We start from the raw sequence: 16590 nt of genomic DNA on the forward strand, positions 1-16590 counted from the left end.
GCGACGGGGGCGTGGACGGGAAGTGGACACACCGTGGATTGATCAGTGGTGTTCTGGACGCAGCACCGACGCGGCGAGCGCGATGCCCAGCCGGACGCCGTCGCGGGCGAGGAAGACGCGTGAGACGCCGATGCGGTCCAGCGCGGGCACGTCGACGGCACCGACCCCGAAGGCGATCATCTCGGGGCCGTTGTCCGAGGTGGTGAGGCCGGAGAGCGGTGTCTCCCAGACCGCGTCGGTGGCCCGTCCGTCCGAGATGAAGAACAGCACGGGACGCCGGACTCGGATCTGTTGCGCTTTCAGCACCGTCACGTCACGGTCGATGGTGGTGCGCATGAGGGTGAACGTCGCGCCGAAGTCCGTTCCGGATTCTTGGCGGGGGCGAATGATCTCCACGCCCTCCAGCGCGGGTCTCAGCGGCTGCACGACGCACGGGCTCCGCGCGAACGCCACCACGCACACGCGGACCTGCGTGAGGCCCAGGCCCTCCGCGTGCACGGCACCGCGGAACTCGCGCAGCCCGGCGTTGACCTCGTCGAGGTGGTCGGTCATCGAGAACGACACGTCGCAGACCACATAACACGGCAGCACTTCGGACACCATGCGTCTCCCCCAAGTCACTTCACGTGACCCCAGCTTTCCGCTCCCGTGTAGACCAAAAGTGGAAAGAATGCTGATTCGCGACACACCAAAGGGCCCTTGTGCGACATCCATGCCAGAAGTGAAGCTGGCTCGAAGGAGGCGGAGTGGAATTCCGGATGCTGGGTCCGCTGGAGGCGTGGCAGGACGGCGCGCCGGTACCACTGGGGGACCTCCAGCAGCGCTACGTCCTCGTGGTCCTGCTCCTCAACGCGAACAGGCCGATGACGCCGGAGCGGATCACCGAGATCGTCTGGCCGGACCAGCCCGAGCGCAAGAACCTGGTCCGCGGGTACGTGAACAAGCTGCGCAAGGCGTTCGCCGAGGCCGGTGCCTACGACGTCGTGATCGAGACGACGCCCACCGGGTACGTGCTGCGCGTCGCCGAGGAGAAGATCGACACCGTCCGGTTCGACCGGCTGCGCGACCAGGCCGCGCGGGCGGTGCACGACAACGACGGGCGCCGTGCCGTCGACCTGCTGCGGGAGGCCGTGGCGCTGTGGCGCGGCCGGTTCATCGAGGACATCGACATCGACCGGGTCGGTGGCGCCGACGTCGTCTTCTCCGACGAGGGCCACCACGACGCGATCGGTGACCTGGCCGAGCAGGAGCTGGTGATCGGCGACCACCGCTCGGCGCGCGACCGGATGCGCCGCGCCGTGCGTTCCCGCCCTGACCACCAGAAGTACGCCGAGCTGCTGATGCGCGCGCTGATCGCGGGCGGCGACCAGGTCGGTGCGATCAAGGTGTTCGAGGCGGCCGGTGAGGCGCTGGCGCAGGCCGGGTTCGAACCGGGTCCGCTGCTGCGCAACCTCGCCGAACGGGCCCGCCGCGGCGAACCGGTGAGCTCGCTGCCCTCCCGTCCCGGACGGTTCACCGGGCGCGCGGCGGAGCTGGCCGCGGTCGAACGGGCCGCGGCGGGAACGGGCGAGCGGCGCGCGGTGTGGGTCAGCGGCGCTCCCGGCGTCGGCAAGACGGGACTGGCGGTCGAGGCCGCGCACCGGCTCAAGCGCCGGTTTCCCGACGGTCAGCTGCAGGTGCGCCTGAACGGGTTCACGCCCGGTGTGGCCCCGACGTCGGTCTCCGACGCGCTGACCCAGCTGCTGACCGAGCTGGGCGTGCCACCTGAGCAGATCCCGGACACCGTGAACCGCAAGGCCACCCTCTACCAGACGCGTCTCTACGGCACGAAGACGTTGGTGGTGCTCGACAACGCTGTCTCGGCCGAGCAGGTGCGGCCGCTGCTGCCCGAGGCCGAGGGCTGCTTCGCGATCGTGACGAGCCGGCAGATGGGCGAGCCGGACATCAGCGCCCACGTCCGGCTGTCCCCGTTGCCGCCGGACGACGCCTTTTCCCTGTTCACCGCGCTCATCGACCCGTTCCGCGTGCAGGGCCGCTCCGCCGACGTGGCGGGGCTGGTCAAGCGCTGCGGCTACCTGCCGATGCCGATCAACGTGGCCGCGGCGCTGTTCCGCAGGCACGACCGGTGGTCGCTCGACCACCTCCTGGGCCTGATCGACGAGAGCGGCCCGTGGCAGGAGGACGGCACCGCGGCGGTCCGCGCGTCGTTCCGCCAGCTCGACGCCGCCCAGCAGGAGGCGTTCCGGCTCTTCGGGCAGCTGCCGGGACCGGACGTCGACCTGAGGGGTGCGGCCGCGCTGCTGGGCCGCGACATCGCTGTCACCCGCGAGCTGCTCGACGACCTGCACGAGGTGTGCCTGCTGGAGGAGGTCGCGCCCGACCGCTACCAGATGCTCGACGTGCTGAAGGAGTACGCCTCCGCCGACCCGCCCGCGACGGGACCGGAGGCGTTGCTGCGGCTGCTCGACTTCTACGTCGTCACGCTCGCGTCGGCGGTGGGCACCGCGTACCCGTTCGACCAGGCCGGCCGGCCGTCGGTGGACCGCACGAGCCCGTACGCGCTGGAGTTCGGGAGCGAGGAGACCGCGCTGGCGTGGGTGACCACCGAGCGCGACAACCTGGTGGCCGCCGTGCACCACGCGAGCCGCACCGGGCTGGCGGGGCACGCGTGGCGGGTCGCCGTGCTGGTGTGGCGGCGGTTCGCGTCGGCCAACCGGTTCCACGACTGGATCGAGGCCACGGAGCTGGCGCGGGAGGCGGTGGGCACCGACCGGTACGGCCGGGCCCACGTGCTGCTGCGGCTCGCCTCCACGCACGACCGGCTGGGCCACCACGCGCAGGCGCTGGAGCTGGCCACGAAGGCGCTGCCGCTGTGGACCGAGCTGCCCGACGTGCGGGGCGAGGCCGCGACGCTCGCCACGATGGCGATCTGCACCATGCAGCTCGGCGACCACGAGAAGGCGACCGGGCAGTTCGAGACCGCGTTGCGCAAGTACGAGCAGTGCGACGACCTGCGCGGCCAGGCGCACATGCTGAGCCACCTCGGTTACCTCGACGAACAGCACGGCGAGTTCGAGACGGCGTTGCGCCGGCACGAGGCCGCCGTCCGCATCCAGCGCTCGATCGGCAACCGGCGCGGTCTCGCCCACGCGTTGAACAACCTCGGCGCGAGCCGCCAGCACCTCGGCGGGCTCGACGACGCGATCCCCGAGCACGTCGAGGCCTACGAGATCGCCTCCGAGCTCGGCGACTCGGTGCTGGCCGCCTACGCGTTGACGAACATCGCCGACGCGCACCGGCTCGCGGGCCGCCTCACCGAGGCGGTGCGCCACCACGAGCTCGCCACGTCCCACGCGTCCGAGGTCGTCGACGCGGACCTGCGGGCCCGCCTGTTCCGCGACCGCGGCCTCGTGGCACTGGACGGCCGCGACCACCTGGCGGCGCTGCGGCTCTTCCAGTCCTCACTGGACGTCGCCGACGCCACCGGCAACCCGACGCACCGCTCGCACGCGGAGGCCGGCATCGCCCGCGCCCTGCACGCGCTGGGCCGGCACCGGGAGGCCGCGGCGCACTGGGACGTGGCGGAGGAGGTGTACGCGGCGCTCGACCAGCCGGAGGTGCGGGAGGTGCGGGCCCAGCGCGCGGACATGACGTGCGCCTGCGGTCAGCGGTGAACCAGCCGCTTGAGATCGGGGTACACCGCGCGCACGGCATCGTGGTTGTGCCAGCGCCCCAGCGTCCGCGCGAGCTGCCGCAGGTCGGTCCTGATCGTCGCCGAGTCCACGGCCTCGGCGTCGGTCAGCGTCGCGGCCAGCGTGCGGCAGCCCTCGTCCACCTCGCCCGCCAACGCGTGGGCGAGCGACCGCCGGGCCCCGAACCGCGCCCTGGACCGCCGTGACTGCGCCGGGATCAGCTCGATCTGCCGGTCCAGCAGCTCCGCGGCCTCGGCGTTGCGCCCCAGGTCCACCAACGACCAGCCGCGCGCCAGCTCCAGCGGGTCCGGCACGCTCGACCCGAGCACCGGGTACGGCCGGTCGTCGCGTGGTGCGTCCTGCATCAGCTCGGCCGCGCGTTCGAACGCGCTTTCGGCCGCATAACGGTCTCCCGCCAACGCGTGGCCTTGTGCCTCACGGCGTGCGGCCAGCGCGAGTGTGCGCGCTCCGGCCCGTCCGATCCACTGCGCCTGCTGGGCGAGGTTGATCGTGGTGGCCGCCTCCTGCCGGTAGAGCGCGAGCCCCGCCTCCCGCACGAACGCGTAGCAGGCGATCTCCGGGTCACCGGCCGCGCGGGACAGCTCGGAGGCGTGCCGCGTCCACCACAGCGCGTTCTGCTCGTCGCCCGCCTCCTGGCTCATCCAGCCGGTGTACTCGGCGATCCGCGCGGCCAGCCGCTGCAACGCGACGCTGCCGTCCCTGCGCGCGGTGGCGTCGACCTTGTACTGCAGCTCCTTCAACGGTTCCAGGAGCATCGTCGGACTCGTCCGCAGCCCGAGGCCCTGCAGGTGCTCGAACCGGTCGCGGATCCGCACCGCGAGGTCGGGCCCCTGCCCGGTGCCGGTGAGCGCCCCGACGCCGAGCATCGTGCCCGCCACCAGCAGCTGGCGCCGCGTCGGCTGCGGCCGGGTGGCGGCGGCGACCAGCTCCCCGCCGGTGCCGAGCGCGCTGTCGCACAGCCGGGCGAACGCGGTGTTCGGCGGTTTCAGCCCATTCTCGATCTTGCTGAGATATCCCTTGCTGTAGTGCACCAGCTTTGCCAGCTGCCCCATCGACAATCCTGCGGCGAGACGTCGTTCCCGCAACAGCTCACCAAAGTTCTCCGCCACGACTGCCTCCCGCTCAGACGTTCCCCGAGTACAACACCCCGACGAGTTCAGCGCAATGCCCCGGCCTTCCACCGAATAACGGCGGTCGACCGGGGCGAATTGCTCTCAGCTCAGTCGTGCCACGGGTTCCCACCGCCGTTGGGCGCGTCCGTGGTGGTCGTGGTGGGCGGCGGCGGGGTCCCGTCGGCGGTGGCCGCGGGCCCGGAAACGGCGGCGGCGAAGCTGAGCGCGGTCACCAGGGCGGCGACGGTCACACCGAAAGTGGACAGGGTTTTGGACATGACGAATCCTCCGAAGGAAATCGCAGTTTGATTTCTGGATTTCGCCCGTTCGATTTCGGGCTACTTCGAGAATCCATCACCGAAAAGCGCGCAACCAGATGTTTCCCGTTGCCCGGCACAGCGGGCAACGGCCTCCACACCTGTTCCACTTCTCATCCACCAGGACAGCAGAAAGGCGGTGCCCCGGTTCAGGGCACCGCCTCGTTCACCACAGTCCGCGCTCTACCTCCGCGCGCGCTCGACCACGTCCTCCAGCCGCAACGGGCTCGGCGGGTGGTGGCTCAGGCACAGCGGCGCGCGCATCCGCCGGAACCCGAACGTGTCCCCGGTGACGTAGAACCGCCCGCGTTCCAGCCGCGAGATGTCCGCGACCGTGCTGCCCTTCGCGCGCGCCATCTCCGTCGCCGCCGCGATCTGCGCCGGGCTGTTGAGCCGGCCGAAGAACTGCGTGGTCGCGTTGCCGGTCACCTGGTTGTGCACGCCTTTCGGCGCCTGCGTGGCGAGCAGCAGCCCCAGCCCGTACTTGCGCGCCTGCGAGGCCAGCAGGATCGTGCTCTGCGTGCTCGCCGTCCACGCCCCGGACGGCGCGATGGTCTGCGCCTCGTCCATCACCAGCAACCCGCCCAGCGGCCGGTCGGCCGCCGGGTTGCGCTTGATCCAGGCGAACACCTCCAGCTGCAGCTGGCTGATGAACCCCTGCCGCTGCTCCTCCGACGGCAACCCGACGAAGCTGATCACCGACACCCGCGCGCGCCTGCCGTCCGACGGCGTGAGCAGCACCCCGGGGTCGGTCGGCTCGCCCTGCCCGCCGAGCAGCGGGTCGTTCACCATCGCGGCCCTGAGCGTCTCCGCCAGCTCCACCGCCGTCGCCGGCGCCGAGTTGAGCTTGCTCACCCCGTCCGGCAGCTCGGCCAGCACCTCGACGAACCCGTTGAGGTCACGCCGGTCCCTGCGCGCGTAGTACGTCAGCGCCTCTCTGAGCACTGCACGCCCACGCACCGCGAACCGCGACTCGCTGGCCACCCGCGCGTGCGGCACCAACCGCGCCACCGCCGCTTCGACGGCGGCACCGAACTCGTCGGGATCTCCCCGCACCTCCGCGAAGTCCGGCAACGGGTGGAAGCTCAGCGGCCGCCCGCCCGCACGCCCCGGCGTCCACACCACGACCTCGGTGTGCGCCAGGTACTCCGCCGCGCGCTCCGCGTCCCCCGGCCGCCACTCCCCCGGCGGCTCCGGCCACGCGTCCCCCAGCCGCGCCAGGTCGTTGTTGGGGTCCAGCACGATCGCCGACACCCCGCGCAACGCGCACTCCTCGACGATCCGCCGCAGCAGCACCGTCTTCCCGCTGCCGGACCCGGCGAACACGATGGCGTGCTTGCGCAACGACTCCAGCTCGATGCGGATCTCCCCGTCCATGCCGAGCACGATCTCCCCCGGCGCCGCCTCCGGCACCGGCGGTGGCCGGGTCTCCTGGTGCGAGGCCGCCGTCCGCTCCTGCGCGGGCAGGACCGAGCGCAGGAACGTGGCACCGCTGGCCGGTCTGCGCGCCACCAGCCACGACAGCAGCTGGTGGGTCTGCACCGCGCAGATCTCCTTGAGGGCGCTGAACGTCCGCAGGTCGTCGTCGCTGATGTCGACGCACCGGCCACCCGCCTGCTCCAGCGCGGCGACCTCCTGCCGGGTCTTCGCACCGGTCCAGCCCTTGGCGCCGTTGCGGATGATGACCAGGTGCCGGCCCTGCCCGCCGTGCGTGCCCTCGGCGGCGGCACGGGCGTCGCGCAGCTTGCGCAACACCCGGTTGCCGTGGCTGCTCGCGATGAACACCAGCCCCCAGCGCTCCTGGGTGTCCAGCTCCTCGTTGACCGTGAGGCGCAGCCCGGCGTGCAGGCGCCCGTCCTCGGACTGCGGCTCCGGGTGCCACTTCAGGTCGTCGTTGCCCACCTCGGTGATCCACGACTTCAGCCCGGCCAGCAGCAGCGGCGGGACGACCTCGTCCTCGTTGTGCGGCCGGATGTCCCCGGCGACGACCCCGGACTGCTCCCGCAGCCGCGCGAACCGCGCGTCGAACTCGGCCAGGTGGTCCTGCTCCCGCACGGCGGGCTCCGGCGCCTCGGCCGGCTGTGCCTCGTCGAACGACGTCAGCTCCCTGATCTCGCCGTACAGGCAGGCCTCCGCGTGCGCGTGCACCCGCTTGAGCAGCTGCCGCGGCGTCCGGTTGGCCCACGTCGCGGCGTCGAACGCGCTCGGCGCCACCGGCCACGTCGGGTGCGGCGGCGTGATCCCGTTGCGCTGGTAGATCACGCCGAGCCACTTCTCCAGCAACCGCCTGCCCAGCACGGGGTCCGCGATGGCGGCGAGGATCGGGGTTCTGGTGAACCGGTCCTCGACGGTGCTGGTCGCGATCGACTTCAGCATCGTCCACGTGTCGGGCAGGCAGGCCACCACCGTGAGCGTGCGCCTCGTGGTCTCACGGAGCTGCATCAGACCGTCGGAGATGTCACTGATCTCCTGGCGGAGCTCGGGGTTCGTGACGATGTCCCCGACCGCGTCGCGGCCCTTGTTCACCAGCGTGTCCAGCTGGTCGACCGCGATCACGCACGGCCCGGTCATCGCGAGGACGCGGGACACGTCGCGGACCAGCTCCCGCGACGGCTTCGGCTCGGCGGGCAGCCCCCACCGCCTGCGTTCCTCGCCCGTGTCGTCGCCGCCCTTGAGGTAGGACCGCGCGATCTCGGCGTGCTCGGACGCGTACAGCACCAGCGCCCTGATCGTGTCACCGCACTCCACCGCGATCCGGCTGTCCACAGTGCGCAGTCCGCTCAGGAACGCCCGCAGGTGCTCCGGTGTCAGGTCCGCCTGCCCCACCACGGCCCTGGCGACGTCCTCGGACACGTCGGCGCCCATGCACAGCTGCCGCAGCAGCACGGTGAGCTGCAGCTCGCCCTCGTCGTCGGCCCTGCGGAGCTCGCTGCGCAGCGCGTCGGCGATGTCGTCCCAGAACGCCTTCCCCGACGTCACCTCGACGAGGAAGAAGTAGCCGCCCTCCTGCTGGACCATGCGGCGCACGGACCCCAGCAGGTGCGTCTTGCCCACGCCCTTCTCGCCCTGCAGCACCAGCCCGCCGATGCTCGGCCCGACGCTGGCCCGCGCGTCCGCGATGCCGGCGCGCAGGCGGTGCTCCGCCCGCGTGTGCAGGCCGTCGACGTGGAACGGCGAGGTGTGCCACACGTCGTCGGGTGTCTCGGCGGAGTTGAACCGCACGACCGCCAGCGCCTCGCGCAGGTGCTCGGTCATGATTCCTCGATCGCCACGAGGTGCTTGTCCTCGCCGCCGATCCGGATGGCCGCCGCGTGGTCCTCGTCGGTCAGCACCTTGCGGTTCGCGCTCGCCACCAGGTGCGTGGAGCCGTCCTTGACCATCTTCAACAACGTCTGGTCGACCTCCTCGCGTTCCGCGCCGTCGAGCCGCGGCCGCAGCTTCGCGAGCCGCACCCAGTCCTGGTAGCCGTCACCGAGCTCCAGGTACGCGCGCCGGATCACGTCCTCGAGGTCCTGGGATGACTTGAGCGCCTCGGCGAGCGAGCCCCGGTCGCGCAGGAAGAGCGCGAGAACCCTGAGCACCAGCCCGTGCACCCTCGCGAGTGGTCCCATCCTGTTCGGTGCCTCCCCGTCGATGAGATCGTTCAGGCACCAGGCGACGCCGCTGTCGGTGATCTCGTGGACCAGCCGCCTGCCCTCGGTGGTGGTCCGCAGCAGCCCGTCGCCGTTCAGCGCCTCCCTGTCCTGCTTCCCGAGCTCGATCTTGAACGTCTTCGTCAGCTCCACGTTCGGGATCGCCCGGTCCTCCACCATGAGCTGCAGCAGCGCCGCTCGTGCGGTGGGTCCGTACTTCTCCGGCATCACGCCGCCTTTCAGTCGGTGAACGCGTTGACTCGTCGCTCGATCCGGGCGAGCAGAGCGCGCACCTCGGCGCGCAGCTGCCCAGGAACCACCACGGCGGTCCCTTTGAGGTGCGATTTGGTCAGCAGGGCCAGATCCGCCGTCAGGACCCGCACCGCGTCCATGTCGCCGTCGTCGAGCGCGACAGCGATCCCCTGCACGGTCTCCCTGACCAACGCCAGCCTTGCGGAGGACGGCAGCTGCTCCGGCACCTCCCGCAACGCCACTTCCGCAGCCCGCAACGCCTCCTGGTCCGGCTCGGCCTCCGTGGCCGGAACCGCCTTGAGCAGGTCGTGCAGCTCCCTGGCCACCCGCACGGGCCGCACGTCCGGGTCGAACTCCCCGAGCTGCAGGTTTCGCAGGAAACCCGGCAGCAGGTCGCGTGACGTGTGCGGGCTGACCAGGCAGAACAGCCGCCGCTCCGTTCCGTCGGGTCCCAGCGCCCGCCGCGCGAACCGTTCCGCCTCGGTCTGCTGCCACCGGCTCAGCCGACCGTCGACCAGCAGGCACAGGTGCTCGGCGGGATCGTTCGCCTGGTCGAGGATGCCGGGGTCACCCGACAGCGAGTGCTCCGCGCGCACCCCCAGCAGGCGCAGCTCGGTGATCAGCTCGGTCGAGGTCTGCCACAGCGACCGCGGGCTGGACACCAGCAGGTCCAGGTCGAATTGGCGGCGCCGGGAACGCGCGGCGGCCACGTAGGCGTCGCGGTTGTCCGCCAGCAGGTCGGTCCGGTCGAACTCCTGCGCGACCACCGCGGCGACCGTCTCCAGCGCGAACGAGATCTGGTCCGAGGACGGCGGCTGCTCCGCCACGACGGGCAGCTGCTCGCCGAAGCTCCAGTACGAGATGTAGGGCACGGTGAGGTGCCGCATCATCTGCTCCGGCGTCACGCCCTTGATCAGCCAGTTGCCGAACAGCGGCGCGACGACCCCGGCGCACTTCTTCTGCCAGTCTTCTGCCCGCTCGTACTCGACCCGGTTGTCCAGCCTGGACAGCACCGGCAGCACCTGGTGCCGGGGCCGGTCGTAGGGCAGCCGGTCCCTCGCCCTGTCGGCGAGGCGGACGATGTCCACCACCTCGTTGAGGTTCTGGTCGTTGGCGGTGAACACGACGACCAGGCGGTCGGGCAGCTGGGCCGTGCAGATGCTCGCGATGTCGGACACACCGGTGCGGCTGTCGATCAGCACGAAGTCGTACTTGGCGGTCCACTCCTCGCGGTAGGCCTCCAGGTGCGCCGCGAACCCGCGCTCGTACAGGTCCTCCCAGTCGATCGACTGCATCCGGCGCGAGTACGAGCCGTCCAGCCGGCGGTCCTCGGTCCGCCCCGCGGCGATCAGGTCGAGCACCCCGCCGTCCACCGCGACCCGCACTTCGTGCGCGCCGGGCGTCCTCACCCCGGCCAGGAACTCGTGTGCGATGTCGACCACACCGCTGCGCGGTTTCTCCGGCAGGTGCGGGTCGAAGTAGAGGTGCAGTCCGGGGGCTTCCAGGTCCCAGTCCACGGCGAGCACGCGATAACCCCACCGAGCGAGCAACACCGCCGTGTTGGCCAGGGTGAAGCTGCGTCCGACGCCGCCTTTGTAGGAGTAGAACGTGATCACAGTCCCGGTCATCACTCGAACCTCGGCAACGGCGGAGGAGGGATGAGCACCGGCTCCGGGTGCTCGACGATCGGCCAGTCCGGACTCCAGTCCGGCACCTGCTGCGCCAGTTCCACGAGATCGCGGGCGAGCTCCCTCACCCGGCGGCAGAAGTGGATGTACTCCACCGCGTCCTGATAAACGGGTTCGGTGTAGGAGTACTCCTTGAAGTCCTGCCAGGAGCGCATGCGTTCTTTGACCGCGAATTTGTGCGAGTCCGAGTAGAGAATCGGGTAGACCAGCCCCTGCGGGAAGTCAGCGGAGGCCAGACCGAGCACGGCCTCGCGCGCCCGCATGCTCTCCAGCTCGGCCATGCACCAGTGGGACTCGAAGTAGTGCGGCGTCATGAGCTGGATCATGATCTTGCTGCGGTGCAGCGAGTTCACCAGGTGGTGCGACCAGTCCACCGCCCGCGGCATCACCCGGTCCATGTAGACCTTGGGCGCCGGCGCACACTCGTCAGCGAGGTACTCGACGAGCTTGTTGTAGAAGTGGTTGAGCAACCATTTCTGCACGCTGCCCGTTCGGCTGTAGCTGATGAAGAAGTCATATTTGTAGCCGGACACAGCGGCCAACGATAGATGCCGATATCCGGCAAAAAAAGACAAAAAAGAGGCCGGTTTCGGCTGTTCTGTCCATAAAGTGGACATAAACCGGGCAGCCTGCAACCAGCAAGAAGCCCCCGGTCCTGGTGGACCGGGGGCTTCTCGTGCGAAGTGGACGATACTGGGATTGAACCAGTGACCCCTACCGTGTCAAGGTAGTGCTCTCCCGCTGAGCTAATCGTCCGAGCGGATGACGAGACTCGAACTCGCGACCCTCACCTTGGCAAGGTGATGCGCTACCAACTGCGCTACATCCGCGTGCCCCTCAGGATTCCCTTGTGGGGTTTCCCTCGGTGCGGGAGGAACTTTATCCGACGCTCCCCGGAAGTTCCAAATCGGCTGATCTTGAGCCTGCCGGCGCCTCCGGAAGGCCCCCGGAGCGCGATGCAGAGGCCGTGGAACGAGAACGGGGCGAGGTGCGTTGTGCACCTCGCCCCGCTGTCGATCCGATGGACGATACTGGGATTGAACCAGTGACCCCTACCGTGTCAAGGTAGTGCTCTCCCGCTGAGCTAATCGTCCGAGGCGGAGACGGGAATCGAACCCGTGTACAGGGCTTTGCAGGCCCTTGCCTAAGCCACTCGGCCACTCCGCCAGGAGCATGAGTCCTCGATGGACACCCATCGTGAACCCACAGAGCGGATGACGAGACTCGAACTCGCGACCCTCACCTTGGCAAGGTGATGCGCTACCAACTGCGCTACATCCGCGTACATCACTGACTTCGTGATGTTGAACAAACCTTATACGAGGGGTGCAACCCACTTTCACCGGGGGTACCCGCACCGCCTCCGCGGGCCCCCTACCTCGGGTTTTCAGCTCAGGTCGTTCGAGATCAGGTGCGTGAGCGCCTCGTCGACGTTGACCCACAGGTGCTCGTTGCCGGGCACGACGACGTCGTAGGTCCGGTCGAGGAAGTCCGCGAGCTCCTGGGCCGACGCCTCGAACATGGCGTGCCCGGACGGCGAGCTGAGCTCGATCACGACGACCTCGGGGTCGTCGGCGGCGGGGCGGATCCGGACGTCACCGTCACCGGCGTCCGCGATCAGGCCGTCCGCGAGCAGGTCGCGGGCGAACACCCACTCGACCCAGCCCGCGCGACCCGTGCGGAACGCGGCCACGACCGCGTACGGGTCCTTTGTGTCATATCGCAGCTCCACCTGGACCGGGACCGCCGGGGTCCTGGGCGCCAGCAGGTCGAAGACCGCTGTCGAGCGGAGCGTCACGTGGTCGTTGCGCATCGTCGTTACCCTCTTCTCCCTTCCCGGTCAATGAAACGACCGAGCACCTCAGTTGTGACGTGCATGTGGCGAGGAACGCTCGCCGTCCGGCCGCAGATCACCCCTTCGGGTCAGCTTTGCTGCACTCGGCGACCATTCGTGCGCGTTCCGTGCCTTCCTCGTCGTCAGCCCACGTTCAGCGACCCCCATCTTGCTGGGTCTAACCTGAACCCGGTACCGGCTGTTGCGCGAATGTTGGACGTGAGGACATCTCTGGTGGCTGACTCGCCCGGCCCGACCGCTGCGCCACGTAGCGACCGGCCGACCGACTTCGAGCTCGTGCAGAGGCTCGCGCAGGGCGACCGGTCGGCGTTCGGCGAGCTGTACGACAGGTACGGCACGCCCGCGTACTCGCTGGCCAGGCGCATCTGCGTGGACGCCGAACTCGCCGAGGACGTCGTCCAGGAGGCCTTCCTCGCGCTGTGGCGGCACCCCGCCAGGTTCGACCCCGCGCGGGGCGGTTTCGGGACCTGGTTGATGACCCTGGTGCACCACCGAGCGGTGGATGCCGTCCGTAAGGAAAACACCCAGCGTCGTCGAACTGTTCCCTTGACCGAGGACGTGTCACCTCCGACGGACGGTTCCGACCACGAAGCGTTGGTGAGCGTGGTGGGCGCCGAGGTCCGGGCGGCGCTGCGCACGTTGCCCGAGGAGCAGCGCCAGGTCATCACGCTCGCCTACCTCGGTGGCTACACGCAGTGCGAGGTGGCGAAACTGACCGGCGTCCCACTGGGAACTGTGAAATCGCGCACGTTCGCGGCGATAAGACGCCTGAGAGGCACGTTGGGGAACCTGTGGGCCGGCGAGACCGGCGAGACGACGGGAGTGAACCGGTGAACGGCGAGCTGTGCGCTCACGAGGAGCTCGCCGTCGGCTGGGCGATGCACTCCCTGGAGCCCGACGAGGAGGCGGTGGCCCGCGACCACCTGCCGACCTGCTCCACCTGCCGGGCCACCGTCCGTTCGACGGAGGAGGTCCTCGCGGGCATCGGCGGCGCGGTCCGCCAGGAACAGCCCCCTGCCCACCTGCGCGCGCGACTGCTGGAGCAGATCGAACACACCCCGCAGGAGCCCCCCGCCTCACCCCACCCGCGCCCAGCGGCCCCGACCCCGCTGCGCCCGCAACCGCGCCGCCGCACCGGCCGGCTCCTGCTGGCCGCAGCCGCCGCGATCGTGGTCCTCGCGGCAGGCGGCTTCCTCGGCGTGCGCGTGACCCAGCTCTCCGACGAGGTCGCCGCCTCGAAGGCCCGCACCGACGACCTGAACAAGGCCCTGGTCCTGGCCGCCGACCCGACCACGAACCGCGCCCTGCTGCGCACCGGCTCCGGCACCGACGCGGCCGTGGTCCTCTCCGGCCCGACCACCGCGGCCGTCATGCCGATGAACCTGAAACCGAACGACTCGGGCCACGTTTACGTGGTGTGGGGTGCGAGCACGAAGGCGCCGGTACCGTTGGCCGTGTTCGACGTACGCGCCGGCTCGACCGACCCGCAGCTCCTCTCGTGGTCGGCCGACGCCCACAAGCACACGACCTTCGCGGTATCACTGGAACCCGGCCGCCAGGCCCCTCCGAGCCCCTCGGAAGTGCTGGCACTCGGCCAGGTTGCGTCCGCCTGAGTCCCAACAGGATGATCGACACATGACCAAGCCCGACGCGAAGCCCACCGAGCACAAGGGCTGGCGCAACTGGTTCCACCGCAACCCGGCGCTGAACCTCGCCTACCGCATCGGCGTCGGCGTGATCGGCGGCGTCGTGCTGGTCGCGGGCGTCATCATGATCCCGTACCCCGGCCCCGGCTGGCTGGTGGTCTTCGCGGGCCTCGCCATCCTCGCGACCGAGTTCGAGTGGGCCGGCCGCGTCCTGAAGTTCGCCAAGCGCTACTACGACCGCTGGGTGGAGTGGCTGAAGCGCCAACCGGCCTGGGTCCGCGGCCTCGTGATGGCCGGCGTCTGCGCCATCGTCCTGGTCACCTGCTACTTCCTCAACGTGTTTGCGCTGGTAGGAGGCTGGTTCGACCTCGACTGGGCCTGGTTGCAGAGCCCGATTTTTGGTTCTCGTTGATGATGTTGTAAGCTATGGCCACACCGCGAGAGCGGGACAGCAGGACAACAGAACACGGGCGTTTAGCTCAGCGGGAGAGCGCTTCGTTCACACCGAAGAGGTCACTGGTTCGATCCCAGTATCGCCCACACACCCCGAAAGCCTCTGACCTGCGAAGGTCGGGGGCTTTCGGCTTTCTCGGGCACCCGTAGACCCCTGGTTCCGAGGCGTCGGTGCAGAAAGTGGTGCTAAACCGGTGTCGTCCCACGTCAGACCAGCCCCTTCTGCGAGGGCGGCAGGAACAGACCAATCACTGCCTCCGCGGCGTCGCGATCAAGGTCCTCGATGTCCGCGGAGTAGGTGTCGAGCGTGAACGCCACCGTCGCGTGTCCGAGGCGAGAGCTGACAATCTTCGGGTGCACACCCGCTCGCAGCGAGATGGTCGCGTAGGTGTGCCGGATGTCATGGAATCGAATCTTCGGCAGCCCCAGGAGATCGACCAGCCTGTTGAACTCCTCGGTGATGGTGTCCGGGTAGATCGGTCGACCATCTTCCCAGCAGAACGCCAGCCCGTGGTCCCGATAGGCCTCGCCCCACTCCCGCTTCTCCTTCTCCACCTGCTGAAAATGCACGGTCAGCACCCCGGTGGTGAAGCTGTCCAGCGCGAGCAGCCGGCGGCTCTTCTGACTCTTGCCCGAGCCCTTCACCGCTCTTCCGCCAGCAATAACTCGTGTGGTCGCCGCCATACGAACCACCTTCTTCGACAGGTCGAAGGCGGCAATCTCAACACCGCTCAACTCGGAGCGGCGAACCCCGGTCGACGCCTCCAGGACCCACAACGCATACCAGCGGTGATGTCGCGCGTGCTCGAGGAAGAGCATCATCTGCTCCGGAGTCCAGGTGCTGTGGTTCCGCCTCGGGACCGATGGAGCCTTCACACTTCGAACCGGGTTGAGGCTGAGGTACTTCCACATCACCGCCACGCTCATCGCAGAGCTGAGCATGATGTGGACGCTCTTCACGGTCTTCGGCGCGAGCCCAGGTACATGGGGCTTTGGGATGCGACCGACCTCGTAGCGCCGGACGGCACGGCGTGCAGCGGCGTAGGTCACACCTACCTTGTCAGCGATCTCCCGCGGCCGAATCTCCCGATCTGCGGCACGAGCTTCCTTCCACAGCTCGTACATCTCGCCGTTGGTATTGCGCTTCTGACGCCCTTCCGTAAGCAGGTAGTCGTAGAGCGCAGCTACCACCGATGGCACGAAGTCCTGCATCAGGCGCTTTCCCACGATCGGCATCACGTAGGTCCGCGCCAACGTCTCATAGTTGGCCGCCGTCGTCGGTTCAGTAGTGAGGCGGACGTACGGAAAGTACTGCTCGAAGAAGTCGTTGATCGTGGCGCGAGACGGCTTCACATAGGTCTCGGTGGCGAGTGCAGCACGCGCTGCCTCCATCCCCGCCCACGCTTCGTCCTCAGTCTCGTAGCCGCTCTTCCTGATCTGCTCTCGTACACCAGTGAGAGGGTGCTCAGGCCCTTGGAAGGCATACGCCCACTTCCGGCCGCGCCGATACACCGATCCATCAGGACGCTTGCGGGACCGCTTTTTCTTGCCAGTCATGCCGCCTCAGCCCCCGCAGCGCCGTCCTGTCCGGGTTCGAGGAACTCGACAAGCCGGGCACGAACCACGTAGACCCTGCGTCCCATCCGGCGGACACCGGGCAGCAGCCCTGAGTGAGCGTATCGATAAGCCGAGGCTCGGCTGATGCCCAACAACCTGGCAGCTTCTGGAACGGACACAAGAGCAGGACCGCGTTCATCGAACATCATTTTCTCCAAACGCAAATAGGGTACGAGAAATGACCGAAATCAGCAATTTGAACTGTCAGTTCGCGTGCCCTGATTGGGTCAACCTCAACTGCACGCCCGCCCATGGGCATGACCGAAACTGTGCCCTGCCGAAGGGCGTCCTGATTGGACTACGAA

General features: G+C 69.1%; 14 protein-coding genes and 6 tRNA genes. 5 read left to right on the forward strand and 15 right to left on the reverse strand.

Features of this window, described 5'->3' with window-relative positions:
- Window positions 1-42 precede the first annotated feature (42 nt).
- Window positions 43-603 (reverse strand): vWA domain-containing protein, encoded by a 561-nt coding sequence (locus ACZ7CH_RS20050; protein ID WP_470374520.1) that lies wholly within the window; start codon window positions 601-603, stop codon window positions 43-45.
- A 143-nt stretch (window positions 604-746) separates the two neighbouring features.
- On the opposite strand from ACZ7CH_RS20050, the gene ACZ7CH_RS20055 reads away from it, so the two are divergent.
- On the forward strand, window positions 747-3674 hold the full coding sequence (locus ACZ7CH_RS20055; RefSeq protein ID WP_470374521.1) for an AfsR/SARP family transcriptional regulator: 2928 nt from the start codon (window positions 747-749) through the stop codon (window positions 3672-3674).
- Here the strand turns inward: ACZ7CH_RS20055 and ACZ7CH_RS20060 are convergent.
- From ACZ7CH_RS20060 to ACZ7CH_RS20115, 12 genes are all read right to left on the reverse strand, one after another.
- Window positions 3665-4822 (reverse strand): helix-turn-helix domain-containing protein, encoded by a 1158-nt coding sequence (locus ACZ7CH_RS20060; protein ID WP_458431128.1) that lies wholly within the window; start codon window positions 4820-4822, stop codon window positions 3665-3667. The genes ACZ7CH_RS20055 and ACZ7CH_RS20060 overlap by 10 nt on opposite strands.
- A 110-nt stretch (window positions 4823-4932) precedes the next feature.
- Complete coding sequence (locus tag ACZ7CH_RS20065) at window positions 4933-5103, reverse strand: hypothetical protein (protein ID WP_360391781.1); 171 nt, start codon at window positions 5101-5103, stop codon at window positions 4933-4935.
- Window positions 5104-5325: 222 nt separating this feature from the next.
- Window positions 5326-8397, reverse strand: coding sequence for a helicase HerA domain-containing protein (locus ACZ7CH_RS20070; protein ID WP_470374522.1), 3072 nt, complete (start codon window positions 8395-8397; stop codon window positions 5326-5328).
- On the reverse strand, window positions 8394-9002 hold the full coding sequence (locus ACZ7CH_RS20075) for a hypothetical protein (protein ID WP_470374523.1): 609 nt from the start codon (window positions 9000-9002) through the stop codon (window positions 8394-8396). Before ACZ7CH_RS20075 ends, ACZ7CH_RS20070 begins: the two co-directional genes overlap by 4 nt.
- Window positions 9003-9013: 11 nt before the next feature.
- Window positions 9014-10654: a tyrosine-protein kinase family protein gene (locus ACZ7CH_RS20080; RefSeq protein ID WP_360391790.1), complete on the reverse strand. Its 1641-nt coding sequence runs from the start codon at window positions 10652-10654 to the stop codon at window positions 9014-9016.
- On the reverse strand, window positions 10654-11247 hold the full coding sequence (locus tag ACZ7CH_RS20085) for a TIR domain-containing protein (protein ID WP_470374524.1): 594 nt from the start codon (window positions 11245-11247) through the stop codon (window positions 10654-10656). Before ACZ7CH_RS20085 ends, ACZ7CH_RS20080 begins: the two co-directional genes overlap by 1 nt.
- Window positions 11248-11398: 151 nt before the next feature.
- A tRNA-Val gene (locus ACZ7CH_RS20090) sits at window positions 11399-11470 on the reverse strand.
- Window position 11471: 1 nt separating this feature from the next.
- Window positions 11472-11544: transfer RNA gene (locus ACZ7CH_RS20095), tRNA-Gly, on the reverse strand.
- Window positions 11545-11736: 192 nt separating this feature from the next.
- Window positions 11737-11808: transfer RNA gene (locus ACZ7CH_RS20100), tRNA-Val, on the reverse strand.
- A 1-nt stretch (window position 11809) separates the two neighbouring features.
- Window positions 11810-11881, reverse strand: a tRNA-Cys gene (locus tag ACZ7CH_RS20105).
- A 42-nt stretch (window positions 11882-11923) separates the two neighbouring features.
- Window positions 11924-11996: transfer RNA gene (locus ACZ7CH_RS20110), tRNA-Gly, on the reverse strand.
- Window positions 11997-12101: 105 nt separating this feature from the next.
- Entirely contained in the window at window positions 12102-12527 is a 426-nt protein-coding gene (locus tag ACZ7CH_RS20115) for an SsgA family sporulation/cell division regulator (protein WP_030466274.1), read from the reverse strand.
- 255 nt (window positions 12528-12782) lie between these two features.
- Between ACZ7CH_RS20115 and ACZ7CH_RS20120 the strand changes: the two genes are divergently transcribed.
- The 4 genes from ACZ7CH_RS20120 (at window position 12783) to ACZ7CH_RS20135 (ending at window position 14755) form a co-directional block, all read left to right on the forward strand.
- A complete protein-coding gene (locus ACZ7CH_RS20120) occupies window positions 12783-13403 on the forward strand; it encodes an RNA polymerase sigma factor (RefSeq protein ID WP_470374525.1) in 621 nt (206 codons plus the stop codon).
- Window positions 13400-14182 (forward strand): anti-sigma factor, encoded by a 783-nt coding sequence (locus ACZ7CH_RS20125; protein WP_470374526.1) that lies wholly within the window; start codon window positions 13400-13402, stop codon window positions 14180-14182. The genes ACZ7CH_RS20120 and ACZ7CH_RS20125 overlap by 4 nt, the downstream gene beginning before the upstream one ends.
- A 22-nt stretch (window positions 14183-14204) precedes the next feature.
- Complete coding sequence (locus ACZ7CH_RS20130; RefSeq protein WP_470374527.1) at window positions 14205-14627, forward strand: TIGR02611 family protein; 423 nt, start codon at window positions 14205-14207, stop codon at window positions 14625-14627.
- Between the two features lie 56 nt (window positions 14628-14683).
- Window positions 14684-14755, forward strand: a tRNA-Val gene (locus ACZ7CH_RS20135).
- A 120-nt stretch (window positions 14756-14875) separates the two neighbouring features.
- Here the strand turns inward: ACZ7CH_RS20135 and ACZ7CH_RS20140 are convergent.
- On the reverse strand, window positions 14876-16225 hold the full coding sequence (locus tag ACZ7CH_RS20140) for a tyrosine-type recombinase/integrase (RefSeq protein ID WP_470374528.1): 1350 nt from the start codon (window positions 16223-16225) through the stop codon (window positions 14876-14878).
- On the reverse strand, window positions 16222-16434 hold the full coding sequence (locus ACZ7CH_RS20145; RefSeq protein WP_470374728.1) for a helix-turn-helix domain-containing protein: 213 nt from the start codon (window positions 16432-16434) through the stop codon (window positions 16222-16224). The genes ACZ7CH_RS20140 and ACZ7CH_RS20145 overlap by 4 nt, the downstream gene beginning before the upstream one ends.
- Window positions 16435-16590 lie beyond the last annotated feature (156 nt).

Source organism: Lentzea sp. NPDC037011, from assembly GCF_055607425.1.

Bases quoted from the DNA above. Each gene is read 5' to 3' on its own strand.
- ACZ7CH_RS20065 (WP_360391781.1), bottom strand. From the start codon at position 5,103: ATGTCCAAAACCCTGTCCACTTTCGGTGTGACCGTCGCCGCCCTGGTG.
- ACZ7CH_RS20070 (WP_470374522.1), bottom strand. From the start codon at position 8,397: ATGACCGAGCACCTGCGCGAGGCGCTGGCGGTCGTGCGGTTCAACTCC.
- ACZ7CH_RS20140 (WP_470374528.1), bottom strand. From the start codon at position 16,225: ATGACTGGCAAGAAAAAGCGGTCCCGCAAGCGTCCTGATGGATCGGTG.
- ACZ7CH_RS20080 (WP_360391790.1), bottom strand. From the start codon at position 10,654: ATGACCGGGACTGTGATCACGTTCTACTCCTACAAAGGCGGCGTCGGA.
- ACZ7CH_RS20050 (WP_470374520.1), bottom strand. From the start codon at position 603: ATGGTGTCCGAAGTGCTGCCGTGTTATGTGGTCTGCGACGTGTCGTTC.
- ACZ7CH_RS20145 (WP_470374728.1), bottom strand. From the start codon at position 16,434: ATGATGTTCGATGAACGCGGTCCTGCTCTTGTGTCCGTTCCAGAAGCT.
- ACZ7CH_RS20115 (WP_030466274.1), bottom strand. From the start codon at position 12,527: ATGCGCAACGACCACGTGACGCTCCGCTCGACAGCGGTCTTCGACCTG.
- ACZ7CH_RS20075 (WP_470374523.1), bottom strand. From the start codon at position 9,002: ATGCCGGAGAAGTACGGACCCACCGCACGAGCGGCGCTGCTGCAGCTC.
- ACZ7CH_RS20130 (WP_470374527.1), top strand. From the start codon at position 14,205: ATGACCAAGCCCGACGCGAAGCCCACCGAGCACAAGGGCTGGCGCAAC.